This window comes from Rhizobium sp. SG2393 (assembly GCF_042610495.1).
Classification (GTDB): Bacteria; Pseudomonadota; Alphaproteobacteria; order Rhizobiales; family Rhizobiaceae; genus RU20A.
On record NZ_JBHGAP010000013.1, the window covers coordinates 41,503 to 65,164 of the forward strand.

General features: G+C 65.5%; 21 protein-coding genes. 12 read left to right on the top strand and 9 right to left on the bottom strand.

Translation table 11 applies throughout. The annotated features are described in order from the left end of the window. The first annotated feature begins 182 nt into the window (after positions 1–182). Positions 183–1,478 carry an HD-GYP domain-containing protein gene (locus ACED18_RS19795; protein WP_377295397.1) on the top strand — a complete coding sequence of 432 codons (1,296 nt, stop codon included), beginning with the start codon at positions 183–185 and terminating at the stop codon, positions 1,476–1,478. Between the two features lie 21 nt (positions 1,479–1,499). Here ACED18_RS19795 and ACED18_RS19800 read toward each other — a convergent pair whose 3' ends face one another. The 4 genes from ACED18_RS19800 to ACED18_RS19815 all read right to left on the bottom strand — a co-directional run bounded on the left by ACED18_RS19800 (position 1,500) and on the right by ACED18_RS19815 (position 7,041). After that, positions 1,500–2,540 (bottom strand): zinc-dependent alcohol dehydrogenase family protein, encoded by a 1,041-nt coding sequence (locus ACED18_RS19800; protein WP_377295326.1) that lies wholly within the window; start codon positions 2,538–2,540, stop codon positions 1,500–1,502. 94 nt (positions 2,541–2,634) lie between these two features. After that, entirely contained in the window at positions 2,635–3,573 is a 939-nt protein-coding gene (locus ACED18_RS19805; protein WP_377295327.1) for a hypothetical protein, read from the bottom strand. 175 nt (positions 3,574–3,748) lie between these two features. Next, positions 3,749–5,146 carry a sigma-54-dependent transcriptional regulator gene (locus ACED18_RS19810; protein WP_377295328.1) on the bottom strand — a complete coding sequence of 466 codons (1,398 nt, stop codon included), beginning with the start codon at positions 5,144–5,146 and terminating at the stop codon, positions 3,749–3,751. Then, a complete protein-coding gene (locus ACED18_RS19815) occupies positions 5,146–7,041 on the bottom strand; it encodes an ATP-binding protein (protein ID WP_377295329.1) in 1,896 nt (631 codons plus the stop codon). Before ACED18_RS19815 ends, ACED18_RS19810 begins: the two co-directional genes overlap by 1 nt. Before the next feature lie 250 nt (positions 7,042–7,291). On the opposite strand from ACED18_RS19815, the gene ACED18_RS19820 reads away from it, so the two are divergent. Both ACED18_RS19820 and ACED18_RS19825 read left to right on the top strand, forming a co-directional pair. After that, positions 7,292–8,644 carry a dicarboxylate/amino acid:cation symporter gene (locus ACED18_RS19820; protein ID WP_377295330.1) on the top strand — a complete coding sequence of 451 codons (1,353 nt, stop codon included), beginning with the start codon at positions 7,292–7,294 and terminating at the stop codon, positions 8,642–8,644. 211 nt (positions 8,645–8,855) lie between these two features. Next, complete coding sequence (locus ACED18_RS19825) at positions 8,856–9,737, top strand: branched-chain amino acid aminotransferase (protein WP_377295331.1); 882 nt, start codon at positions 8,856–8,858, stop codon at positions 9,735–9,737. Between the two features lie 38 nt (positions 9,738–9,775). On the opposite strand, the gene ACED18_RS19830 is transcribed toward ACED18_RS19825, so the two are convergent. Further along, complete coding sequence (locus tag ACED18_RS19830; RefSeq protein ID WP_377295332.1) at positions 9,776–10,138, bottom strand: hypothetical protein; 363 nt, start codon at positions 10,136–10,138, stop codon at positions 9,776–9,778. 293 nt (positions 10,139–10,431) lie between these two features. Between ACED18_RS19830 and ACED18_RS19835 the strand changes: the two genes are divergently transcribed. From ACED18_RS19835 to ACED18_RS19845, 3 genes are all read left to right on the top strand, one after another. Then, a complete protein-coding gene (locus ACED18_RS19835) occupies positions 10,432–11,028 on the top strand; it encodes a superoxide dismutase (RefSeq protein ID WP_377295333.1) in 597 nt (198 codons plus the stop codon). Positions 11,029–11,233: 205 nt separating this feature from the next. Next, on the top strand, positions 11,234–11,683 hold the full coding sequence (locus tag ACED18_RS19840) for a c-type cytochrome (protein ID WP_377295334.1): 450 nt from the start codon (positions 11,234–11,236) through the stop codon (positions 11,681–11,683). Positions 11,684–12,189: 506 nt separating this feature from the next. After that, entirely contained in the window at positions 12,190–13,104 is a 915-nt protein-coding gene (locus ACED18_RS19845) for a c-type cytochrome (RefSeq protein WP_377295335.1), read from the top strand. A gap of 73 nt (positions 13,105–13,177) precedes the next feature. Here ACED18_RS19845 and ACED18_RS19850 read toward each other — a convergent pair whose 3' ends face one another. Then, positions 13,178–13,687: a GNAT family N-acetyltransferase gene (locus ACED18_RS19850; RefSeq protein ID WP_377295336.1), complete on the bottom strand. Its 510-nt coding sequence runs from the start codon at positions 13,685–13,687 to the stop codon at positions 13,178–13,180. Positions 13,688–13,960: 273 nt separating this feature from the next. Here ACED18_RS19850 and tam point away from each other — a divergent pair, with 273 nt between their 5' ends. Further along, the gene (gene tam, locus ACED18_RS19855; protein ID WP_377295337.1) at positions 13,961–14,734 is read left to right on the top strand and encodes a trans-aconitate 2-methyltransferase; all 774 of its coding nucleotides are present in this window, start codon (positions 13,961–13,963) and stop codon (positions 14,732–14,734) included. Positions 14,735–14,841: 107 nt separating this feature from the next. Next, complete coding sequence (locus tag ACED18_RS19860) at positions 14,842–15,339, top strand: hypothetical protein (RefSeq protein ID WP_377295338.1); 498 nt, start codon at positions 14,842–14,844, stop codon at positions 15,337–15,339. A 219-nt stretch (positions 15,340–15,558) separates the two neighbouring features. On the opposite strand, the gene ACED18_RS19865 is transcribed toward ACED18_RS19860, so the two are convergent. Next, positions 15,559–15,951, bottom strand: a complete 393-nt coding sequence (locus ACED18_RS19865; protein ID WP_377295339.1) for a hypothetical protein — start codon at positions 15,949–15,951, stop codon at positions 15,559–15,561. A gap of 328 nt (positions 15,952–16,279) precedes the next feature. Between ACED18_RS19865 and ACED18_RS19870 the strand changes: the two genes are divergently transcribed. Continuing rightward, positions 16,280–17,836, top strand: a complete 1,557-nt coding sequence (locus ACED18_RS19870) for a helicase HerA-like C-terminal domain-containing protein (RefSeq protein WP_377295340.1) — start codon at positions 16,280–16,282, stop codon at positions 17,834–17,836. Positions 17,837–18,129: 293 nt separating this feature from the next. Then, complete coding sequence (locus tag ACED18_RS19875; RefSeq protein WP_377295341.1) at positions 18,130–19,338, top strand: diguanylate cyclase domain-containing protein; 1,209 nt, start codon at positions 18,130–18,132, stop codon at positions 19,336–19,338. Here the strand turns inward: ACED18_RS19875 and ACED18_RS19880 are convergent. Continuing rightward, positions 19,325–19,750: an organic hydroperoxide resistance protein gene (locus tag ACED18_RS19880; RefSeq protein ID WP_377295342.1), complete on the bottom strand. Its 426-nt coding sequence runs from the start codon at positions 19,748–19,750 to the stop codon at positions 19,325–19,327. The genes ACED18_RS19875 and ACED18_RS19880 overlap by 14 nt on opposite strands. Positions 19,751–20,181: 431 nt before the next feature. On the opposite strand from ACED18_RS19880, the gene ACED18_RS19885 reads away from it, so the two are divergent. Next, on the top strand, positions 20,182–22,155 hold the full coding sequence (locus tag ACED18_RS19885) for a PAS domain-containing sensor histidine kinase (protein ID WP_377295343.1): 1,974 nt from the start codon (positions 20,182–20,184) through the stop codon (positions 22,153–22,155). Continuing rightward, positions 22,124–22,510: a response regulator gene (locus tag ACED18_RS19890; RefSeq protein ID WP_377295344.1), complete on the top strand. Its 387-nt coding sequence runs from the start codon at positions 22,124–22,126 to the stop codon at positions 22,508–22,510. The genes ACED18_RS19885 and ACED18_RS19890 overlap by 32 nt, the downstream gene beginning before the upstream one ends. Positions 22,511–22,608: 98 nt before the next feature. On the opposite strand, the gene ACED18_RS19895 is transcribed toward ACED18_RS19890, so the two are convergent. Further along, complete coding sequence (locus ACED18_RS19895) at positions 22,609–23,409, bottom strand: L,D-transpeptidase family protein (RefSeq protein WP_377295345.1); 801 nt, start codon at positions 23,407–23,409, stop codon at positions 22,609–22,611. Positions 23,410–23,662: the final 253 nt, after the last annotated feature.

Genomic DNA, 23,662 nt, shown 5'->3' on the forward strand with positions numbered 1-23,662 from the left:
CAATAGTATAGGGGGGTATACTATATGATCACGGAAAGTTTGGGAAGGGCTGACGGAATGGCGCGTGAAACCGTCACCTTTGATTGACGTTTCGGCCCTAGGATGCAGCCGTCAGCGGAGGTCAGGCGCAGGTGCCCATATCGAAGGCGGAGTTGATCGGAGCGCTGTCCTTTGCGCTCGACATGACGGAGGGGCAGGCCGAGGGCCATGCACTCCGGTGCTGCTACATCGGCATGACGATGGCGGCGAGCCTGCCGCTGACGCCCGTGGAGCGCGACGATCTCTATTACATGCTGCTGCTGAAGGACATCGGCTGCTCCAGCAATGCCGCCCGTATCTGCCAGCTCTTTCTGGCCGATGACCTCGCCTTCAAGCGCGACTTCAAGACACTGAACGAAAGCCTGCCACAGGTTCTGCATTTCGTCTTCACCCATACGGGTCTGAAGGCCGGGCTCGCGGAGCGGTTCCGCGCGCTGGTACATACCTTCACGGCCGGCAACATTACCCATGGGCTGATCGAAACACGCTGCCAGCGGGGCGCCGAGATCGCGCGGCAGATGCGGTTTTCGGATGCCGTGGCGCATGGCATCCTCGACCTCGACGAGCACTGGGACGGGCGCGGCCTGCCGCTGGGCCGCAAGGGCAAGGAGATTTCGCCCCTGGCGCAGATCGCGCTTCTGGCGCAGGTGGCGGACGTGTTCCATACGGCCTCCGGCCCCGCTGCGGCGCGGCGGGAGATTGCGCAGCGCAGCGGCAAATGGTTCGACCCCGCCCTCAGCGCCCGTTTCGCCGCGATTGCGGCCGATCCGGCCTTCTGGCAGCGCCTCGCCTCTCCCGACATGGAGCGCATCGTGCAGGATCTGGCCCCGGCGGAAGCGGAAGGCGGGGTCGCGGAGGATTTTCTCGATGACGTCGCCGCCGCCTTCGCCGAGGTCGTCGATGCCAAGTCGCCCTTTACCAGCGGCCACAGCAAGCGCGTGGCGCTCTTTGCCGATCTGATCGCGGAGGAGCTCGGTCTTTCCGACGAGCATCGCCGGCACCTGAAGCGTGCCGGCCTGCTGCACGACATCGGCAAGCTCGGCGTCTCCAACCAGATCCTCGACAAGAACGGCAAGCCGGATGACGACGAATGGGTGGCGATCCGAAGCCATCCGGGCCTCGGCGCACGGATCCTGTCGCGCATCACCGCCTTTTCCGACCTCGCCATCGTGGCGGCCAGCCATCACGAGCGCCTGGACGGGCGCGGCTATCCGCACGGGCTGACGGCAGAGGCGCTCGGTCTCGATACGCGCATCATCTCCGTCGCCGACGTCTTCGATGCGCTGACCGCCGACCGCCCATACCGACCGGCCATGCCGATCGACAAGGCCTTTTCGATCATGGACAGGGATGTCGGCCTTGCCTTCGACCCCGACTGCTACGCGGCGCTGAAACGCGCGCTGGACCGCGCAGAACGGCTCCGCAGCGCTGCCGCCTGAGAAAGCGGCGCCCCGCCCCCCTCAGAACGCGGTAATCACCGCAATCCCGTTCTCGCTCGTCTGGCCCATGGCGACGAGGGCGGGAACGGCCTCTTCCAGCGACAGGTGCCGGCCGATGAGGCGTTCGGGCTGGAGCTTGCCGGCCGCGATCATGGCGAGCATGGCGTCGTAACGGTAGGCCTGCATGCCATGGCTGCCGTAGATTTCGAGTTCCTGCGAGATCACCTGCGCCATCGGGATCTGCGGGGCGGCGTGCTCGGCGAGCATGAGGCCCACCTGCACATGGCGGCCGCGGCGGCGCAGGTTCTTGATGGAGTTGAAGCAGGTGACAGGCGAGCCCAGCGCATCGACGGAGGCATGGGCACCACCGCCGGTGATGTCGCGCACGGCGCCAGCCACATCGTCCACCGTGCGGGCATTGATGCCGGCGACGGCGCCGAGGCTCTTGGCGATCGCGAGCTTTTCGTCGGAAATGTCGATGGCGATCGGATTGGCGCCGAGCGCCGCGGCGATCATGATGGCGGAGAGGCCGACGCCGCCGGCACCATGCACCGCCACCCATTCGCCCCCGGTGACGCGGGCCTGATCCACCACCGCGCGGAAGGCGGTGGCAAAACGGCAGCCGAGGCTGGCGGCCGTCGCATCCGAGACGGTGTCTGGCAGGATGACGAGGTTCTGGTCGGCATAGTCGATCGCGACATACTCGGCGAACGAGCCCCAATGCGTAAAGCCGGGCTGGAACTGATCCGGGCAGACCTGCGGATGACCGGCCCGGCATTCGCCGCAATGGCCGCAGCCGGAGACGAAGGGCACGGTGACACGGTCGCCCGCCTTGTAGCGCATCACGCCGCGCCCGGTCGCAACAACGGTGCCGGCAAGCTCGTGGCCCGGCACATGCGGCAGGCGGATATCGGGATCATGCCCCATCCATCCATGCCAGTCGCTGCGGCAAAGCCCGGTGGCGGAGACCTTGATGACGACGCCGCTCTCGGACGGTTCAGGATCCGGCACGGTGCGGATCTCAGGCATGGCCTCGAATTCTTCGTAATACATGGCGCGCATCAGGCGGGTCTCCAATGGTGTGGTGCCCGCCTTCTACCGTAGGGCGCGGCAGGGCCGGAACCCAGTCAGCCCATGAAATGAACTGATGGATGCATCAGGGATCGCGGGCGTTTGAACGCGCATTTCCGCCACTTGCCGTTGCCAGAGGATTTTCGCTGTTATTCGCTGCCGGCTTATTTTGATCGCCCTTGCCCTGCCCCTCGCCCTGCACCGCCGGCTGATCGATTTCCGCACTTGCGATGATGTCGCCGTACCGCTTGCTCCAGTTGGAATAGCCGGCGACCTGCACCTCTACCTTATCTTGCGTCAAAGGGCACGGGAGGGTGTGGGCGTAACTCACCAGTTCGGTGCGAAGACGAATGAGATTGTAGACGAGTTGAGACTTCCGTGACGCGCTATCCGGTGCGGCTACCAAGGCACCGTAGGCGGTAACGGCAGTGACGAGTGCGGGAAGGATGATCGCAGTGATTTTGATAACGGAAGCAGACAGGTTGGTCCCCGAACCGAATTGGGTCGAATTCAAAGCCGACACGACCGTCGTCAACAGGCCAAGGAGAATGAGGGTACCAGAGAAATATAATTGCGCCTGCCTGATATCAGATGCCTCCTGTTTTAACTTAGCGCTCTGCATCGTGATGCCCTCAAAGGAGTAAAGTATGCTTTCGATCAGACCAGAAGAGCGTTCGGAGACATTTTGTTTCAAGACGTATTCTTGTTGGCCTGCGACATATATACAGCTATAGAGATAACGTCGCAAATATTCGCCGTCACGCAGACTGAAATCGGCCTGGAATGGGGCCGTCATTGCACGAAATCGCGGATCGAACGTCTGGAACATGCCAAACCGCGCCTTCTCCATATCCGGAGAAACTTTCATCAGTATGCCGACCGGCGCAAACAGGTTTAGGGCGAAGAGACAAACCCAAAGGGATAGCAAAACCGCGATAAACCCGGCGACGAGGCCGAAAAGACGCCTGACGAGGCGCGCTAGAGCAGCGGGAGCCCCAGCAGAACCGTGAAAAAACGTGAACAAGCGCCAATCCCCCGAATGAGCGTTTCTCCAAGATCAATCGAGAACAAACCCATAGAGAGTTTCGCTTATAAATTCAACCATAGATAAATTTTCGTATGGGCACAGCACGCAGGCCGCGCTCAATTTCCTTCGCATGCGCGGGTGCTCAAGTTCGGACGACCGACGCCAGCGCCCCTCACCCCTCGAAATCGGCGCGGCGAAGGCCGTAGCGGGAAAGCTTGTCGTAGAAGGTTTTGCGGGGGATGCCCAGCGCGGCGATGGTGGACTGGACATCGCCATTGTTGTCAGCGAGCGTCTTGCGGATCAGGCTTTCCTCGAAGCGCTGGACCTGTTCGGGCAGGCTGCCGCCGGGGGACGGTTCGGCCTGCGGCACCGGTGCCGTTTCGCTGCCGCCCACGACTGGCAGGCCGAGCACGGCGCGCTCGGCGGCGTGGGACAGTTCGCGGACATTGCCCGGCCAGTCGCGGGCCTTCAGCGCGGCGATCTCGGCGGCCGAGAGTGTGGGCACCGGGCGGCCGAAACGGCGGGCCGCACGGGTGGCGAAGTGGGTGAAGAGCAGCGGAATGTCGTCGCGACGGTCCCTGAGTGGCGGAATGGACAGGGTGACGACGTTGAGGCGGTAATAGAGGTCTTCGCGAAAGTCGCCGCGCTCGGCGGGGTCGCCGAGATCGAGCTTGGCGGCGGCGACGACGCGAATGTCGACGGGCCTGATATCGTTGACGCCGAGCGGCGAAATCTCGCGCATTTCGAGCACGCGCAGCATCTTCACCTGGGTCGCGACGGGCATGCTTTCGATTTCGTCGAGGAAGAGCGTGCCGCCGCTGGCATGTTCGATGCGGCCGACGCGGCGCTTCTGGGCGCCGGTGAAGGCGCCGGCCTCGTGGCCGAACAGCTCGCTTTCGATGACGCTTTCGGGCAGCGCGCCGCAGTTCAGCGCCACGAAATGGCCGCGGGCGCGGCGGCTCCAGCGGTGCAGCAGGCTTGCCACCACCTCCTTGCCGCTGCCGGTCTCGCCGCGCACCAGCACATCGACATCCGTATCGGCGATCTGGCGCAGCATGTCGCGCAGGCGCACGATCGCCGGCGTCTGGCCGATCAGGGGCATGTCGTCGGCCTCCGCCTGCTCGGCAGCGGCGCGCAGGCGGCGGTTTTCCAGCACGAGCCGGCGCTTTTCGCGCGCCCGCTCAACGCTCTGCACCAGTTTTTCGGCCGGGAAAGGCTTGGCAATGAAATCGTAGACGCCGTCCTTGATGGCCTGCACGGCCATGGGAATATCGCCATGGCCGGTGATCAGCACCACCGGCAGGTCGGCATCGGCGGCCTTCAGGCGGCGGAAGAGTTCCAGCCCGTCCATGCCGGGCATGCGGATATCGGAGACGACGACGCCCGGATAATCCGGCGTGACGGTGACGAGCGCCGCCTGCCCCGAACCGACGGCATCGACCGTGAAGCCCGCCAGCATCAGCGTCTGGGCCGTGGCGCGGCGCAGGTCCGCATCGTCATCCACCAAGAGGACGCGGTCGACCGCTGCGGCCGCGTCGGCCGGGGCGCATTCGAGGCTGGGGCTTTGCATCATGGCGCTCCTTGCGCGGCGGGGCCGGCCCCGGAACAGTCGGATGTGGCGGCGGCGAGGTCGAGGATGAAGGTCGTGCCGGCCGGGCTGCTCTCCACCGCGATCGTCGCACCGAAATCGGTGAGGATTTCCTTTGTGATGACGAGGCCGAGGCCGAGGCCGCGCTCCTTGGATGTGTTGAAGGGCGAAAAGAGCTGGGCGTGAATGGCCTCCGGCAGGCCGGGGCCGTTGTCGGCAACGCGGACGATGACGCGGCTGCCCAAGGGCTCGGCGGTGACGCGCACATGGCCGCCGGGCGCGCCGTCCAGCGCCTCCAGGGCGTTCTGCAAAAGGTTGATGAACACCTGTTCCAGGCGGATGCGGTTACCCATCACCTGCGGCGCCGGCTTCGGCAGGGCGATGTCGATGGCGTCGAGACGACCGGAGAAGCGGCTGCCGAGCAGGAGAACGGCGCCTTCCAGCACCGCGTCGATCGCGACCGCCTCCGGCGCGCCACGACCCTTGCGGGCGAGCGATTTCAGGTCTTCCGTGATGGTGCCGATCCGCTCGGTCAAGCCGGCGATGGCGTGCAGGTTTTCCGTGGCCGGGGCCTGCTGGCCGCGATCGAGGAAGGTGCGGGCATTGTCGGCATAGGCGCGGATGGTGGCGACCGGCTGGTTGATCTCGTGGGCGACGCCGGCGGCCACCTGCCCCAGGATCGCCAGCCGGTTGGCGGCGACCAGCTCGGACTGTACGCCCTTCAGCCGCTCGTCGGTGGCGCGGTGTTGGCTGATCTCGGCGGCCAGCAGGTCGCGCGCCGTCGTCAGTTCGCGGGTGCGCTCGCTAACGCGGCGTTCGAGTTCCGCCTGGGCGAAGGCCGCCCGCGTCAGCCGCGCCGCCACCACCTGCCGGCGCCAGATGATGAGCGCGGCGAGCAGGAAGACCGCCGAGAGCGCCGAAAGCGCCGTCTGCGTGGCGCTGCGAATGCCCGTGGAGACGGCGGGCTGCACGGGCTGGAGATAGCGCAGCGACCAGCCGGTGGTGGCAACGGGCACGGTCAGTTCCAGATAGTCGGCCTCGCTTTCGCCCGGCAGGGCCGTGCGCAGTTCGCCCTCGTCGCGCCGCTCGAAGGGCAGAGGCTCGAGCGAGGCATCGCCGAATTGCAGGCTGTCGCGGATCGCGGTGCGGTTGGCCGGCGAGATGGGCGCGACCGTCATGAAGCGCCAGGACGGCAGGCTGGTGATCAGCACCACGCCGCGCCGGTCGGCAACGAAGGTCGGCCGTCCCGTGGCGCGCCAGTCGGCCTCCAGCGCATCGAACTCCATCTTCACGACGGCCACGCCAAGCGGCGCGTCAGCCGGGCCCACCCGGCGGGAAATGTAGAGGCCGGGACGGCGGCTGACCGAACCGAGCGCGAAATGCTCGGCCTGCCCATCCACCATCGCCCGCTTGAAATAATCACGGAAGGAATAGTCGTTGCCGACGAAGCTCGTCGGCTCCTGCCAGTTGCTGGAAGCGATCGCCTTGCCGTCGGCGGCGATGACGTAGATCACGGAGGCGCCGGTATCGCGCACCAGTCCCTCCAGCTTGCGATTGATGGCGCCGATGCTTGCCGTCGAGGGCGCGCCCAGCATCTCCGTCACCTCGCGCGACTGGGAAAGCACCAGCGGCAGCACGCGGGGCCGCTCCAGCACGGCGCGCAGCAACGCGGCCTTGAGGTCCGCCTCAATGCGACCGTTGACGGCCAGCGCCTCCAGCGCTGCTCGCCGCCCGTAGTCGCGCGCCGCCAGCGTGGCGCCGATCGCGGCGACGAGGAAGAGCAGGCCGAAGACGAGCCACAGCCGTGCAGGCTGGGCCGGCGAGGACGACGGTGCCTTTGCTTCGGTGGCAAGGGTGGCGGGGCTCACAAGGACCATGGCCCATTGTGCGCTTTTCCGCACACCATGGAAAGAGAGGCGTGCGGATTTTCGCTCAATTCAATTTCAAGGGGCAAGGCACAGAAAAAATCTGCTTTCTGAACAATACCTTAGAGGATACCTCACGATCTGGCACGGCGGTTGCAAAGACGGTGGCAAGACGCACGGGCAGGGCCTGCCGCAGCGTCACCGCCCGCCCCGGGAGGCCGCCAGCAGGCGACGGGGCGCCCGACACACCGGAGGAGAAACCATGCAGATTTCCGCGTCCGACCACCACCTGCCGAGCGAGCCCGTGCGCAAGCTCCCCTTCTATCGCCAGCTCTACGTCCAGGTTCTCGCGGCCATTGCCTGCGGTATCCTGCTCGGCCACTTCTACCCCGAGCTCGGCGCTTCCCTGAAGCCGCTCGGCGATGCCTTCATCAAGCTCGTCAAGATGATCATCGCACCCGTGATCTTCCTGACCGTTGCCACCGGCATTGCCGGCATGAGCGACCTGCAGAAGGTCGGCCGCGTCGCCGGCAAGGCGATGCTCTACTTCCTCACCTTCTCGACGCTCGCGCTGGTCATCGGCCTCGTCGTGTCGAATGTCGTGCAGCCGGGCACCGGCATGCACATCGATCCGGCCACGCTCGACACCAAGGCGATCGCGACCTATGCCGAAAAGGCCCATGACCAGACGATCGTCGGCTTCCTGATGGGCATCATCCCGACGACGATCGTCGGCGCCTTCGCCGATGGCGACATCCTGCAGGTCCTGTTCTTCTCCGTCCTCTTCGGCCTGTCGCTGGCCATGGTCGGCGAACGCGGCCGTCCGGTCACGGATTTCCTCCAGGCCGTCACGGTTCCGATGTTCAAGCTGGTCGGCGTCCTCATGAAGGCCGCGCCGATCGGTGCCTTCGGCGCCATGGCGTTTACCATCGGCAAATACGGCGTCGGCTCGATCGCCAACCTCGCCATGCTGATCGGCACCTTCTACGTCACGTCCTTCCTCTTCGTGGCCGTCGTGCTCGGCGCCGTTGCCCGCTACAACGGCTTCTCGATCCTGGCTCTCATCCGCTACCTCAAGGAAGAGCTTCTGCTCGTTCTCGGCACCTCCTCTTCGGAAGCCGCCCTGCCCGGCCTGATGAACAAGATGGAAAATGCCGGCTGCAAGCGCTCGGTCGTCGGCCTGGTCATCCCGACCGGCTACTCCTTCAACCTGGACGGCACGAACATCTACATGACGCTCGCTGCCCTCTTCATCGCCCAGGCCACCGACACGCCGCTCTCCTATGGCGACCAGATCCTGCTGCTGCTCGTGGCCATGCTCTCGTCCAAGGGTGCCGCCGGCATCACCGGCGCGGGCTTCATCACGCTCGCCGCCACGCTCTCGGTCGTGCCCTCCGTGCCGGTCGCCGGCATGGCGCTGATCCTCGGCGTCGACCGCTTCATGTCGGAATGCCGCGCCATCACCAACTTCATCGGCAATGCGGTGGCCACCGTCGTCGTCGCCCGTTGGGAAGGTGAGCTCGACGTCGCGCAGTTCAACGCCACGCTTGGCAACAAGGCCGGGGGCCGCACCATCGAGGCCGGTGCGCAGCCGGTTGCCGTGCCTGCCGAATAAGCGCAGCGATCCTCCCACGATCACGCTGAGAGACCCGGTCGCCCATGGCGGCCGGGTTTTTCTTTCCGGCCTGTCGTCATCGGACTTTCTTTACCCTTTCGGGCGGCGGCTGTTCACGATGGCGGCACGGGCGAGCGATCGGGGGTTGACCCGCCGCGCCGGCCGGGCTTTGTTGCCAACCCTGCCTCGGGGCGCTTGCAAGGAGCATGGAATGGCCATCGATACTGCCGCGAAATCCGCAACCTGGACCTATGTGGACGGGGAATGGCTTTCCGGCAATCCGCCCCTGATCGGCCCGACCTCGCATGCCATGTGGCTCGGCTCGACCGTCTTCGATGGTGCGCGGTGGTTTGATGGCGTGGCGCCCGACCTCGACCTGCACTGCCAGCGCGTCAACCGCTCGGCCGAGGCGCTGGGGCTTTCGGCCACCATGCCGGCCGACCAGATGGAAGCGCTGGCCTGGGAGGGGCTGGAGAAGTTTGACGGCCAGACGGCCGTCTACATCAAGCCCATGTACTGGGCCGAGCACGGCGGCTTCTCCGTCGTCGTGCCGGATGCGGGCTCGACGCGCTTTGCGCTCTGCCTGTTCGAAGCGCCGATGGGAGATCCCACCAAGGGCATGTCGCTCACCGTCTCGCCCTTCCGCCGCCCGACCATCGAGAGCATGCCGACCGACGCCAAGGCGGGCTGCCTCTACCCCAACAATGCCCGCATTCTCACCGATGCGCGCCGCCGCGGCTTCGACAATGCGCTGGTACGCGACATGCTCGGCAATGTCGCCGAAACCGGCGCTTCCAACATCTTCATGGTCAAGGACGGGGTGATCTTCACGCCTGCCGCCAACCGGACCTTCCTTGCCGGCATCACGCGCGGCCGCGTCATCGGCCTTCTCAAGGAAGCCGGCTTCGACGTGGAGGAAGCCGTGCTGACGATCGGCGATTTCGAGACGGCGGACGAGATCTTCACCACCGGCAACTATTCGAAGGTCGTGCCCGTCACGCGCTTCGAGGACCGCGACATTCCCGCCGGCCCGATCGCGGCCAAGGCGCGCGAACTCTACATGGAATGGGCCCATTCGGACGGCGACGCCTGAGGCCTGGCGGTCGGCCGCACAGGGCGCCCGCCCTGCGCCTAGGGTGCCTTCTTTCCAGTCTTCCCGGTCAGGACCGCATCAGTCAGTTCGCCGCCGATCTCGGCCGCGCGGGTCTTCTTGTCATAGACGCAGATCATGGCAATCTGGCCCTTGCCGCCCTTCGGCTTGCCCTGCAGCAGCGCAAGACCGTAGCTCTGCGAGCCGAAGGGATCGACGGTGACGACCGGCTTCTCGATGCTTCCGGCAGCCAGTTTCCGGCAGGCGGCGGCGACGTCCTTGCGCATCGCGGCCCAGGCATCGTCGGATGAGGCAAAGGCCGGGGCGCCGGCAAGGCCGGTGAGCGCGGCGAGGCCGGCGGCCAGCAGCGCGCGGGTGGCAAAAGGCGTCCGGTTGGTGGTCATGGGATGGCTCCTTGCGAGGGGCGCGCGGCCTTTTTCCGGCGCCTTCATCTACCACCCTCACCTGTAGCACCGGCACCCGATGACCAGTGCAGCCGCGCAATGTTTTTTCCCTGACGCCCGTCAAAAACGCATGGGCCACCGTTGCCTCCGGCATGGGAGGTGCCTATGTTCCCGGCAGCCGCAAAGGACCAGATGCAACCCGGCGCAGCTTCGACAAAGCCTTCCGCCGCCGGGTGGCATCTGGCCCCAAGCCGTTGAACCCAAACGCTTTCCACCCGAAGAGGAGACGCCCCATGGCCTTCGAACTTCCCGCCCTTCCCTATGATTACGATGCGCTGGCGCCCTACATGTCGCGCGAGACGCTCGAATATCACCACGACAAGCACCATCAGGCTTACGTGACCAACGGCAACAAGCTTGCCGAGGAAGCCGGCCTTGCCGATCTCTCGCTCGAAGAGATCGTGAAGAAGTCCTACGGCACCAACCAGGCGCTGTTCAACAATGCCGGCCAGCATTACAACCACCTCCACTTCTGGAAGTGGATGAAGAAGGGCGGCGGCGGCACCTCGCTTCCGGGCAAGCTCGACGCGGCCATCAAGTCCGACCTCGGCGGCTACGACAAGTTCCGCGCCGACTTCATCGCCGCCGGCACGGGCCAGTTCGGCTCGGGCTGGGCCTGGCTGTCGGTCAAGAACGGCAAGCTGGAAATTTCCAAGACCCCGAACGGCGAAAGCCCGCTTGTTCACGGCGCGACCCCGATCCTCGGCGTCGACGTGTGGGAACACTCCTACTACATCGACTACCGCAACGCGCGTCCGAAGTACTTGGAAGCCTTCGTCGACAGCCTGGTCAACTGGGACTACGTGCTCGAACTCTACGAAGCCGCGTAACGCTTTCGTCAGATCCTGCAAGGGAACCCCGGCCGTCCGCCGGGGTTTCTTTTTGCGCAAGGCCCGGCGTTCAGTTCCGCTTCAGCCTCGCCTTCTTAAAACATTTCAAAAATTTGTGACTTCCGCAGTGCATACAAATTGCAATGATGTCATCGCGCCGGCGCGAAATGAAGCGACCGGAAACGTAACGGAACGGGAGAAACCCATGAAGTTCAAAACTGCCCTCGTCGCGCTCGCCCTCACCGGCCTCGGCTCGGCCATCGGCCTGTCCACCGTCGTCGCCGCCGATTCGCCGGTCGAAATCCGCGAAGGCCTGATGAAGAAGGCCGGGGGCGCCATGGGTGCGCTCGCCGGCATCGCCAAGGGCGACAAGCCCTATGACGCCGAGGTGGTCAAGACCTCGCTGACGACGCTCTCGGCGGTCGGCAAGGACTTCCCGAACCATTTCCCGGAAGGCTCCGAGGCCGGTTCCGAGGCCAGCCCGGCAATCTGGAAGAACATGGACGACTTCAAGGCCAAGGCCGCGAAGCTTTCGTCGGATGCCGATGCGCTGCTCGCCCAGCTTCCGGCCGACCAGGCCGGCGTCAAGGCCGCCGTCGGCACGCTCGGCGCCAACTGCGGTAGCTGTCATGAGGTCTACCGCCTGAAGAAGTAAGGCCGTAGACCGACCCCGACGATTGCCAGAGCCGCCGCCATGCCCAACAGCGGCGGCCGTGGCGCGTCGCGGGCGCCGACTTGCTGGCGGATCGCATTGGCCGCCCCGATGTCATCGCCGGCGCGGCTGCAGCGACCATTGCGAGTGGTCGACCACGCAGAGCATCCGCGCACTGGCACGCACCGCGCTCTCCTCCCGTCATCCTCGGGCTTGACCCGAGGATCCACAGCTACAGGTGTGGAGGGCGGCATGGATCCTCGGGTCAAGCCCGAGGATGACGGCGGCAGGTGTCGTGGCGGGTCGTTGTGGTGCAGGCGAACGGACAGGACGGGTCGGCCGGCCATGACTGTCGGGCGCCGAGGCAGCTGGTCGCGTACGCGCGAAGCGTATGTCTCGAGACGAGCCGTCAGGGCTGACAGAACCGGCCTGGCTATGCCGCGTTTCGGCATGACCAACGAACACACGGGCAGACACCTGTCCCTCCCTACCCCGAAAGGACCGCCGCCATGGGTTTCCTGAAGACACTTGCCAAGGGCGTGGTCGTACTCGCCGTCGTCGGCGCCGGGGGTTTCTGGTTCCTGACGCGGCCGGAGCCGCAGCAGGCGGCCACCTGGGAGGGTCTTGGGGAACCGAACCTTGCCAATGGCGAGACGATCTTCTGGGCCGGCGGCTGCGTGAGCTGCCATGCGGCGCCCGGCGCCGAGGGGGATGCGAAGCTCGTTCTTTCGGGCGGGCTGGCGCTGAAGAGCCCCTTCGGCACGTTCCATGTGCCCAACATCTCGCCGGACGAGACGGCCGGCATCGGCAAATGGTCGCTCGCCGCCTTCGGCGATGCCATGACGCGGGGCGTCGGGCCCGAGGGTGAGCATCTTTACCCGTCCTTCCCCTACGGCTCCTATGCGCGCATGACGCCGAAGGATGTGAACGACCTCTACGGCTATATCCGCACGCTGCCGAAGAGCACCAATGTGGCGGCGGCGCACGAGCTGCCCTTCCCCTTCAACGTCCGCCTGCTGCTTGGCGGCTGGAAGCTCCTGTTCTTCACCGACAAGCCGCGCGTGACGGTCGATACGTCGAACCCCGTGCTGGCGCGCGGTCAGTATCTGGTCGAAGGACCCGGCCATTGCGGCGAATGCCACACGCCGCGCAACGCGCTCGGCGGCTTCGAAAACGGCAAGTGGCTGGCCGGCGCGCCGAACCCCGAAGGCCAGGGCACCATCCCTAACATCACGCCGGGGTCTGCCGCCATTGGCGGCTGGAGCGAGGCAGACATTGCCACTTACCTCGAAACCGGCTTCACGCCCGAATTCGACAGCGTCGGCGGTTCGATGGTGGAAGTGCAGAAGAACATGGCCAAGCTGACCGCCGAAGACCGGCAGGCGATCGCGGCCTACCTGAAGGCTGTGCCGGCGGTGAAATAGCCCCGCGAGGTCTCGCGGATCTGGCAGGGTCCCGGCGGCGACGAGCGGGGCCGCCGGGTTCCGTTACAGTGCGTCAAAGAGCCTGGAGATAGCGCATGCCGGTGACCGGCTGCGGACGGAAGGCGAGGCCTTCATAGAAGCGGTGTGCCTGGAAATTGCCGGTGGCGGCGCCGACCGAAAGGTAGGTACAGCCCATCTGGCTGGCGGTGCGGCGGGCGAGGCCGATGAGATGGCGACCGATGCCCTCGCCGCGATGCGCCTCGGCGACGAAGATCTGGTGGATTTCCAGCCCGCGGGCGGCGAGATCGGCGCGGTAGAGCGGTGCCAGCAGGCAGTAGCCAACGATGCGTCCCGCCTTTTCCGCCACCAGCGCGGTCAGCCAGGGGCGATCGCCGAAGAGATCCTCCGTCAGGCGCGCCAGGCGGGTCTCGGCCTTGCCGCCATGGTGGGCGGCGTGATCGGCAATCAGCGCGGCAAGCGCGGGCACATCGGTGGCGCGGGCGGCGCGCAGGCGCATCGTCTCGGGCACAGGCGTCCGGATCTCGTCTTCGGCAATCGGCATCTGCATCAGGGTAGCGGTCATCTCATCAGGCTCCTCGGTTTTTGTTGCCAGCGGGAGCCCTGAAACACGAAAGCCGCCCGATGGCGGCTCGTCGAACAAGATCGCGGCCGCTTCCTAGAGGAACGACCAAAAATACCGGGCGGTGGTTGCGGCGCGTGCGATCATGGCGGGAGACAAACGCCTTTCGCCGGGGATTGTCAAGAGCATCATCGCGCAGGGCACGGGCTGCACCACTGGCGGCGCGGACCTCCCCCGCTATATTCACCGCCAGGATCAACAGACCTGGAGTTGCTCATGACGTGGTCGGCGGCGCAGTATCTGAAATTCGAGGACCAGCGGACGCGGCCGGCTTGTGATCTTCTTGCCGCCGTGCCCGATCTTCCCGATGGACCGGTCTACGATCTCGGCTGCGGTCCCGGCAATTCGACCGCACTTCTGGTGGAGCGGTTCGGCGCCGGCAGGGTGACGGGCATCGATACGGCGCCGGACATGCTGGCGACGGCCGCCAGGCGCCTGCCGGACTGTCGCTTCCTCTCGGCGGATCTCGCCAGCTGGGAGCCGGAGGCACCGGCAGCACTTCTCTTTGCCAATGCCGTTTTCCAGTGGGTGCCGGATACGCTCGAGGTGCTGGCCTGGCTCGCCGAGCGGCTGCTGCCCGGCGGCGTTCTCGCCGTGCAGATGCCCGACAATCTCACCGAGCCGTCGCACGCCGCCATGCGCGAGACGGCGGCGGAGGTGCGGTTTGCGCCCTATCTCGCCGATGCCGAAAAGCTGCGCACACCGGTTCCGCAGCCGCGGCGGCTGTTCGAGCGGCTGGCGCAGGACGGGCGGCAGGTGGATGTCTGGCACACGGTCTACAATCATCCGCTGCCCGATGCCGATGCGATCGTGGAATGGGTGAAGGGCACCGGGCTCAGGCCCTTTCTCGATCCGCTGCCGGCCGCGCTGGTGGCCGCCTTCACGGATGCCTATCGCGAGCGGATCGCGCAAAGCTATCCGCCGATGACCGACGGCCGCGTGCTGTTGCGCTTCCCGCGTCTTTTCCTCACCGTGCGACGCATGGAATAGGCCCCGCCTCCCCTGATTTCGGGTGGTGAAGGGTCATAAAGGCCCGGTTTCCAAAAGGTCCGGGCAAGGCTCGTCCGTTAGAAGTCTCTCATTCGAGGAGAGACATGATGATCTCGACGAGCTACAACAGCGCATTCTCGATCGCGACCCTGTTCTCCGGCAGGCGCGACCAGCCTCTGAGCCGCACATCCGGAGATCGTGGATCTTCGCCCGGCTTTGCCGAGCATTTCGGCGAGGATATCCCCTCCATCGGCAGCGACGAGGCAGACGGCACCTATTCGCCGCGCAACCTGTTCGTCCTCGCCGTCGAGGGCGAACCGACAGCCAGCGGCGAGGAAGAATCCCAGGCACTTTTCGAGGATATTGCGCGCCTTGCCCGCATGAGCCCCGCCGAGCTGGTCCGCGCGAAATATCTGTCCGACCATGACATGACCGAAGACAGCCTGAAGGCGCTGCCCGACAGCGAGCGCCAGAGGATCGAGGCGGAAATCACCGAGCAGGTGAAGAGCGAACTCGGCCTGCCCACCCGCGCGCCCGCACCCGTCGCGCCCGTCAGCAGCGAGCCGGACTTCATGACGCTGCTGGATCTCGCCAGCCGCGGGTGATTGGGCGTGGATCGCCAGTGACATGGAAGCCGCCGGAGGGCGGCTTTTTTCGTGTCATGCGCGGCTGCTCGCGCACACCATCGCCCCCTCACCCTGCCCGCTGCCTGAAGGAAAAGGGATCCAGCACGCGGGCGCCTTTCGATCGGGACGCGCGCAACGGCAAACGGGGCGGAACCCATGGCCCCGCCCCGTTTGCTCACTTTCAAAAAACCAACCGGATCAGACGAACTGACCGAGACCCGGGACGGAGGCGACGACCTGGTCGACCACGTCGGAGCCCGCCTTTTCGCGGGCATAGGCGATGGTTTCCTTGGCGAGGCCGGAGATTTCGCCCATGCCGAGGCCCTGGCTCATCAGCTGCTGGCCGAGCGCCATGACACCGCCGCCGCCGAAGGCAGACATGAGGCCGCCGAGCAGACCGCCGCCGCCGGAGCCTTCGCCATTGTACTTGGCGACGAGTTCGGCCGCGCCGGGAATGGCTTCGATCATCTGGGCGACCGGGCCGTCAGCGGCTTCGCGCTGCAGGAAGCCAAGGATCATGCCAACGGCCTTTTCAGCCGTATCAGGTGCGATGCCGACATTCTCGACGACGCGGTTGACGAGTTCGCTCATGGGGTCTCTCTCCTCGAAAATTGACGTTGACGTATGGGTAATTCATTCCGCGCTGTCTGGCAATGCCGGGACGGGTGCGTGCGCGCCCGAATCTGGACTGCATCAAAGCCTATCGTTCCATGGAGATCAGGACGATGACAATGCCGTGCGGCATTTGAGCCCGCCTGTCTGGCCCGCACGTCCGGCCCGCGCGTCCGGCCTTGTGGGCACGCGGCCCGGCGGCCAATTTCGGCTCACATTTCATCGGCATTTCCTCTATAAGGGGCCGACGGAGACGTGCCGGACAGGCCTTCGAAACCGGAGCCGGCAGCACAGGAGAAGAATGCGCATGCTCGAGGAAGGCAAGCTCTATATCGGAACCAGCCGCAAGCCGGACGATACGCTCAACAAGCCCGAATATCTGGAGCTGAAGTTCGGCAACCGTCACGGTCTCATCACCGGCGCCACCGGCACCGGCAAGACGGTGACGCTGCAGGTGCTGGCCGAAGGCTTTGCCGCCGCCGGCGTCCCGGTTTTCTGCGCCGACATCAAGGGCGACCTTTCCGGCATCGCGGCCATGGGCGAGGCGAAGGACTTTCTGCTGAAGCGCGCCGAGCAGATCGGCATGGACGATTACGGCTTCAGCCAGTTCCCGGTGATCTTCTGGGATCTCTATGGCGAAAAGGGCCACCGTGTCCGCACCACCATGTCGGAGATGGGGCCTCTGCTGCTCGCGCGCCTGATGAACGCGACGGATGCGCAGGAAGGCGTGCTCAACATCGCCTTCAAGATCGCCGACGAGGGCAAGCTGCCGCTGCTCGACCTGAAAGACCTTCAGGCCCTGCTCAACTACATGAGCGAGAACGCCTCGACCCTGTCCGCCCAGTTCGGCCTGATCTCGAAGGCCTCCGTCGGGTCCCTGCAGCGCGAGCTTCTGATCCTCGAGCAGCAGGGCGCGGAGCACTTCTTCGGCGAGCCGGCGCTTGCCATTACCGACATCATGCGCACCGGCCATGACGGACGCGGCGTGATCTCGGTGCTGGCTGCCGACAAGCTGATGATGAACCCGCGGCTTTACGCGACCTTCCTGCTGTGGCTGCTGTCGGAACTCTTCGAGGAACTGCCGGAAGTCGGCGATCTCGACAAGCCGAAGCTGGTGTTCTTCTTCGACGAGGCGCATCTGCTCTTCAACGACGCGCCGAAGGTTCTCGTCGAGCGCGTCGAGCAGGTGGTGCGTCTCATCCGCTCCAAGGGTGTCGGCGTCTATTTCGTCACCCAGAACCCGCTCGACGTGCCGGAAACGATCCTTGCGCAGCTCGGCAACCGCGTGCAGCATGCGCTGCGCGCCTATACGCCGCGCGAACAGAAGGCCGTGAAGACGGCGGCCGAGACCTTCCGTCCGAATCCGGATTTCGACTGCGCCACCGTCATCACCACGCTCGGCACGGGCGAGGCGCTGATTTCAACGCTCGAAGGCAAGGGCGCACCCTCCATGGTGGAGCGCACGCTGGTGCGTCCGCCGGAGGCCCGCGTCGGGCCGCTCACCGATGCAGAGCGGCAGCAGACGCTCTCGCAGAGCCCGGTGCGCGGCGTCTACGACGAGGATGTGGATCGCGAATCGGCCTACGAACTCCTGCAGGCCCGGGCGCAAAAGGCCGAGCAGGCAGCCGAGGTGCAGGCGGCGCGCGACGCGACGGAGGACGAGCAGGCCCAGGGCAGCCGCTGGACCCTGCCCGGCTTTGGCACCGACGCGCCGGCCGAGACCGGCAAGACGACACGCGGCCGGGCAGCCGGCTACCAGCGCGAGACGATCGCGGAGGCTGCCATGAAGACGGTGGCGCGGACCGTCGCCTCCTCGCTCGGCCGGGCGCTTGTGCGCGGCATTCTGGGCAGCCTGAAGCGCTGATACGACATTGCCCGAACGGGCTGGATTTGCACCGTGGGCATGCCGCCTGCGGTGTTTTCCGTCCCATGCAGGTTCATTTCTGGGGCGATCGCGATGCATCGCGTCCGGATTTGCCAATCTTCATAGCCCTTTAAGTCATTCGGCTCTAACCTTGCGACCGGGAGCCCCGCCCGTCCGGCACGATTTGCAGCGTGCCGGCCCCGCGCCGTGGCTCGCCGGTACAGCCGTGGCATTGCATCGCCTGCCGGCCTGCCGGTCAGGAAGCACCGGGCAGAAGGGCAAGAGGGGCGGACATGCACACCGTGCGGCTTCAGGACGTGGACCGTCAGATGCGGGCCGGCTTCCGGCTCTTGCGTTTCGCGCCCGCGATGGAAGCGGTCTTCCGCCGTGAGTTTGCCGCCCAACGGGTCCGTGTCGTGTGGATCTGGGCGCTGGTGGGCACGCTGATCTACGACGCGATGTTTGTCGGCGACAGCACGATGATGGCGGATGTGCTTCCGGGGCTGATGGTCGCGCGTCTCGGCATCTTCACGCCGCTGGCCATCGGCGTCATCCTGTTCTTGCGCCGTCGCCCCTCGCCGCTTGCCTATGATCTCATGGCGATCCTGATTGCGGTGGCCGGTGCCGGTCTTCCGCTCGGGGTCGCGATCCATACGACCGGGCCCTATCTCTTTGCCTACCAGTCCGGCAATGTCGCGGCCATGCTGTTCTTCGTCGTCGCGCTCCGGCCCGGTTTTCCGGCGGTCATCGCGGGCCTCGGCGTCATGCTGGCGGTGCAGTTCGTGCTAACGCGCCTGTCGGGCGCCTTCGATCCGGTCATCTACAGCGGCATCGTCTCCTTTTACCTGACGGTTGCGCTGTTCCTGGCGATCAGCGCCTATTTTACCGAATACAAGGAACGCTTCACATTCCTGCAAATGCTGAGAGCCGACCTGCTGCAGCGGGAACTGGAACAGCTTTCGGAGAGCGACGAACTGACGAACCTGCGCAACAGGCGCTCGCTGACCATCTACCGCGCCACGCACTGGGCGCAGGATCAGAACCGGACGATCGGCGTGCTGCTGTTCGACATCGACCGGTTCAAGCTGTTCAACGATGTCTACGGCCATCTGGAGGGCGACGAGTGCATTCGCCGCGTGGCAGCAGAGGCGTCGGATGCCGTTGGCCGGCGCGGCGAAGCGTTCCGCTACGGGGGCGAGGAGTTCCTGGTCATTCTTCCCGGCGCGGACCGGGAGAGCGCCACCCACTTTGGCGAGGCGCTGCGGGCCCGCATCGAGGCGCTGGCCATCCCGCATTGTGACCGCCCCGACGGGAACGTGGTCACGATCAGCGTCGGCGTTGCCGTGGGCGACCCGCGCCAAGAGAGCCTTGATTCCATGCTCAAGCGCTGCGACGCGGCGCTGTATGCCGCGAAGGATGCCGGCCGCAACACGGTGCAGCTGTCGGATGATGCCGTTAGCGCGCCGCTCAGCCCAGCAGAGCGCGTTCTCAATCGAGCGTGACCTCGACCTCGCTTGCCGTGCGCATCGCGTGGCTGTAGGGGCAGACGATGTGCGCGGCGCGCGTCAGCCGCTGCGCCCTCTCCGGCTCGATGCCCGGCAGGCGGACATGCAGACGGACCTCGAGCGCGAACCCCGCCCCGTCGGGCCGCGGGCCGATGCCGACATCGGCGGTAACCGCGGTTCCATCCGGCAGCGGCTGCCGGTCACGGCCGGCAACGAGATGCAGGGCGCTCAGGAAACAGGCGGCGTATCCGGCAGCAAAAAGCTGTTCGGGATTGGTTCCTTCCGCTCCATCCCCGCCCAGTTCATGCGGCACCGCCAGCGTGACGGCGAGCGCGCCATCCTCGCTTGCGGCGCGGCCACTGCGACCACCACCTTCGGCAACGGCTCTGGTACGATACAGTATGGGCATGTGCGGACCTCCCTGCCGGTGCCTGCCGGTTTCGTCGCGAACCCTGCAGACACGCGGTCCTTTCGATGTGGTTGTTTCCGGGATGCCAGGCGTGAGGCTATCCCGATCCATGCGGGCGGGCGCCGCGTGGCTCGTGACGGCACCTCCCTTTCAGGAGAATGCGCATTAGAAAATCCTGTTCCATCACCTGATCGTTTTCCTTGTCCGATCGCCCCGGACGTCGATCACGCAGGTTTGAAACACGCATCGATCCACCAATTGTAGGGTCCGTCCGGTGCGAAGCGGATCTTGCCTCACCTCACCTGTCGACAAGCTGTGTGATCGCTTGCCAGCGCCGTCTGCGTGAGGCAACAATCCGGCGGGGCAAGCGAAAACCGCATCTCTAACGACCACACGCGAATGGTCGGGTGGCGCGCGCGGGGAGGACGCGTTTGGCTTACGACGACGCCTGGAGGCGACTGGGGCTGATAGCCGGGGGGATATGCTTCCTGATCGGCGCGGTGTCGCTCGGCCTATGGGCGTTTGCACCCGACCGGCTTGGCACCGACATGTCCTTCCTGTTTTCGATGACGGCAAATGCCGCGGCCGGCATTCTGGTGCTTGGCCTGTGCGCCTGTCTGATCCTGAAGGGACGCCGGCGCGCCGCCATTCCTCTCCTGGCCGTCGTCCTCGCCTTCGGCATGGCCGCCATGGTCCAGCATCTGGTGGGGGTTGATCTCGGCATCGACAGGATGCTGGTGTCGCGCACCTTTGCAGGCCTGCCGGACGTCAGCGGCCGGATCGCGCCCAATACCGCCCTGTGCTTCATCTTCGTCACGTTGATGCTGCTGGTCCGCGCCGTGCGCGGCCACAGTGACTGGTTCCAGACGGTTCTCGGCTTTGCGAGCTTCAACATCTCGGCTGCCGCCTTCATCGGCTACCTCATCTCGCTGAATTCGGCGCATGACTGGATGGTAGGCACGCGGATGGCGCTGCCGACGGCGTTCTCCTTCGTGTCCCTCAGCCTCGCCTTTGTTTTTTACGGCTCGCCGCGGCTCGGCATCTACCGCTCGGTTCTGGGCGGGCTGATGATCATCTGCACCTATCTGATCCTGCTGCTCTTCACCTATTTCGAGCTTTTGAACATCGAAAGCCTCTACATCCTCCCGCCCGGTCTCGAGCACGAAGGGGCCGACAGGCGCTTCGCCCTCTCCGCCCTCGTCATCGTCTCGGGGCTCGTCTTTGCCATCCTGCTCGTCTACGTCTTCCAGACATCGCGCCAGAACCGGCGGATCGCCCGGTCGCTGCGCGAGCACCAGAACCGGCTGTCGGCGGTGGTGGATGCCGCAACCGACAGCATCGTGGTGATCAACAACCGCGGCGTCATACTCAGCGTCAACCCGGCCTGCACGCGGCTGTTTGGCTACCAGGAAGAGGAGATGGTGGGCCAGAACGTCGCCATGCTGATGCCAGAGACGCATGGCCGCGCGCACGACACCTATCTGCGCAATTACGAGACGACCGGTATAGCCAAGGTCATCGGTCTCGGCCGCGAGGTGGAAGGCCGGCGCAAGGACGGCAGTCTGGTGCCGATCGATGCGTCGGTGGTGCGCATCGACCTTTCCAGCGGCACCATCTACAGCGGCACGCTGCGCGACATCTCCGAGAGACGGGCGAGCGAGCGGGCGCTGCTGGCGGCCAATGCCGAGCTCGAGGAATTCGCCTACCGCACCTCGCACGACCTGAGGGCGCCGATCGCCTCGGCCATCGGCATGACGGCGATTGCGCGCGACATGCTGGCACGCAACGAGACGGCCCAGCTGGATGCAACGCTGGCGCGCATGGACGCGGCGTTCGGCCGGCTGGATGGGCTCTTGCAGAACATCATGGTGCTGACCCGCGCGCGCCTCGTGGCGGAGGACGACGAACCCATCAGGCTCTCAGGCATCGTGCGCGAGACGCTGGAAAACCTTAACCATATGGAGGGCTTCCAATCGATTGAATTCGGCGTTGACGTCGATCCAGAATTGACATTCATCAACAAGCCTTCGAGAGTACGCGTGGTGATCGGCAACCTGCTGTCGAATGCGATCAAGTATCGCGATCGTGACGAGGTGCGATCGACCGTGAGGGTAAGTGCGGCGCGTGCGGGTTCGATGGTGCTGGTCACGATCGACGACAACGGCGTCGGCATCAACCCAGACATGCGCGTCAATCTCTTCCGGATGTTCATCCGTCTTGCACCGGCGCTCGCCTTTGGAAGCGGGCTGGGGCTCTACATCGTCAAGAAGAGCGTCGAGGCGATCGGGGGTAGCGTGGAGTATCAGCCGCGCGAGAAAGGCAGCCGCTTCACGGTTGCGCTGCCGGACAACGGATGGGAGGCACGACAGGACGATGAAAATCCGTTCCATTCTGGTCGTCGATGATGATGAGAACGACCAGTTCATCTGCGAATACACGATCAGCCGCTACGATCCGGGCATCACGGTTCTCAAGGCTTATGACGGCGCTGAAGCGCTGAAACTTTTGCGCACGCAGACGCCGAGCGCGATCATTCTCGACATCAACATGCCGATCATGAACGGCTTCGAGTTCCTCGACCACTATGCCAGGGAGTTCCACGTCCACGCACCCGTCGTGGCCATGCTCACGAGCTCTCATCTCGACGCCGACCGGCAGCGCGCCCTGAAATATCGTTTCGTGCGCAGCTTCTTCCAGAAGCCGCTCAAGCAGGCTGACATCGCCGTCATGGCGGAGCTTCTGGGAGCCGAGACCCGTTAGAACGGGATCGGCGCCCGACCACCCTCTCGTCTGACGCGCCCTCCCGTCGATCGCGGTTTCCCGCCGGTCGGACGCGGTTTCGGTGCCGCTTTCGGCGCTCAGATCACCAGAATCGGCGCCTTGCCGCGGACGCGATCGTAGAGGTCGATGATATCCTGGTTGATGAGGCGCACGCAGCCCGACGACACGGCCTTGCCGATGGAGCGCCATTCGGGCGAGCCATGCAGGCGGTAGAGCGTATCCTGCCCGTTCTGGAAAATGTAGAGGGCGCGCGCGCCGAGCGGATTGTTGAGGCCCGGCTGCATGCCGCCATTGGCGGCAGAGTATTTCGCGAGCTCCGGCTGGCGGGCGATCATGCTGTCGGGCGGCGTCCAGCGCGGCCATTTCTGCTTCCACTGGATCACGCCGCGGCCCGACCAGGCGAAGCCGTCGCGGCCAATGCCGACGCCATAGCGCATGGCGCTGCCGCCGGGCTGGATGAGATAGAGGAAGCGGTTGGCGGTATCGACGATGATGGTGCCCGGCTGCTCGCCAAAGGGGTCGGCAACTTCCTGCCTGTAGAAGCGCGGGTCGATCTGCTGATAGGGCACGGCGGGGATGGGGAAACCGTCATCGACCATCGGGCCATAGATGCCGGCATATTGCGCGGTTGCTGGCGGCAGGCCGGTGTCGGGGGCAACCTCGTCGCCGACGCGGCCTTCCAGCTCGCGCCCACCGATCACGTCGCGATCGCTGCGATAGCCGGGCGGCGGACCGTAGGGGTCGCGGAACACAGGAGCCGTCTCGTAGACAAAGCGTTCCGTGGTCGTCGATACGCAGCCTGCAAGGCCGAGGGAGGCGGCGGCGAGGCCGGAGAGGCGGAGAAAATTCCGCCTGGAAGTCTCAGATGTCAGGGTCATGAGGGCATCGGGTCCGATAAGCAGTGCGGTGCGGCCGGCGCCGTCGGGACGGCGCTTTCAGCGAGCACCGGGCCGGGCGGCCGCAGAGGGGTTCCAACACGTCACTCACGGCCTGCCGGACGGGCGGGTGGCAGGGGCATCGAGAATGACGCGCGGCGTTAGAATGCGCAACGACAGCCATTGTTCCACATATTGGGCCGAACTTTGGCGAGGCTGGCTTTCGCGGGGCTGACCGCCGGGCGCAAGGAGGCAC

Bases quoted from the DNA above. Each gene is read 5' to 3' on its own strand.
- ACED18_RS19795 (WP_377295397.1), top strand. From the start codon at position 183: ATGACGGAGGGGCAGGCCGAGGGCCATGCACTCCGGTGCTGCTACATC.
- ACED18_RS19800 (WP_377295326.1), bottom strand. From the start codon at position 2,540: ATGCGCGCCATGTATTACGAAGAATTCGAGGCCATGCCTGAGATCCGC.
- ACED18_RS19810 (WP_377295328.1), bottom strand. From the start codon at position 5,146: ATGCAAAGCCCCAGCCTCGAATGCGCCCCGGCCGACGCGGCCGCAGCG.
- ACED18_RS19815 (WP_377295329.1), bottom strand. From the start codon at position 7,041: ATGGTCCTTGTGAGCCCCGCCACCCTTGCCACCGAAGCAAAGGCACCG.
- ACED18_RS19820 (WP_377295330.1), top strand. From the start codon at position 7,292: ATGCAGATTTCCGCGTCCGACCACCACCTGCCGAGCGAGCCCGTGCGC.
- ACED18_RS19825 (WP_377295331.1), top strand. From the start codon at position 8,856: ATGGCCATCGATACTGCCGCGAAATCCGCAACCTGGACCTATGTGGAC.
- ACED18_RS19830 (WP_377295332.1), bottom strand. From the start codon at position 10,138: ATGACCACCAACCGGACGCCTTTTGCCACCCGCGCGCTGCTGGCCGCC.
- ACED18_RS19835 (WP_377295333.1), top strand. From the start codon at position 10,432: ATGGCCTTCGAACTTCCCGCCCTTCCCTATGATTACGATGCGCTGGCG.
- ACED18_RS19840 (WP_377295334.1), top strand. From the start codon at position 11,234: ATGAAGTTCAAAACTGCCCTCGTCGCGCTCGCCCTCACCGGCCTCGGC.
- ACED18_RS19845 (WP_377295335.1), top strand. From the start codon at position 12,190: ATGGGTTTCCTGAAGACACTTGCCAAGGGCGTGGTCGTACTCGCCGTC.
- ACED18_RS19850 (WP_377295336.1), bottom strand. From the start codon at position 13,687: ATGACCGCTACCCTGATGCAGATGCCGATTGCCGAAGACGAGATCCGG.
- tam (WP_377295337.1), top strand. From the start codon at position 13,961: ATGACGTGGTCGGCGGCGCAGTATCTGAAATTCGAGGACCAGCGGACG.
- ACED18_RS19860 (WP_377295338.1), top strand. From the start codon at position 14,842: ATGATCTCGACGAGCTACAACAGCGCATTCTCGATCGCGACCCTGTTC.
- ACED18_RS19865 (WP_377295339.1), bottom strand. From the start codon at position 15,951: ATGAGCGAACTCGTCAACCGCGTCGTCGAGAATGTCGGCATCGCACCT.
- ACED18_RS19870 (WP_377295340.1), top strand. From the start codon at position 16,280: ATGCTCGAGGAAGGCAAGCTCTATATCGGAACCAGCCGCAAGCCGGAC.
- ACED18_RS19875 (WP_377295341.1), top strand. From the start codon at position 18,130: ATGCACACCGTGCGGCTTCAGGACGTGGACCGTCAGATGCGGGCCGGC.
- ACED18_RS19880 (WP_377295342.1), bottom strand. From the start codon at position 19,750: ATGCCCATACTGTATCGTACCAGAGCCGTTGCCGAAGGTGGTGGTCGC.
- ACED18_RS19890 (WP_377295344.1), top strand. From the start codon at position 22,124: ATGAAAATCCGTTCCATTCTGGTCGTCGATGATGATGAGAACGACCAG.
- ACED18_RS19895 (WP_377295345.1), bottom strand. From the start codon at position 23,409: ATGACCCTGACATCTGAGACTTCCAGGCGGAATTTTCTCCGCCTCTCC.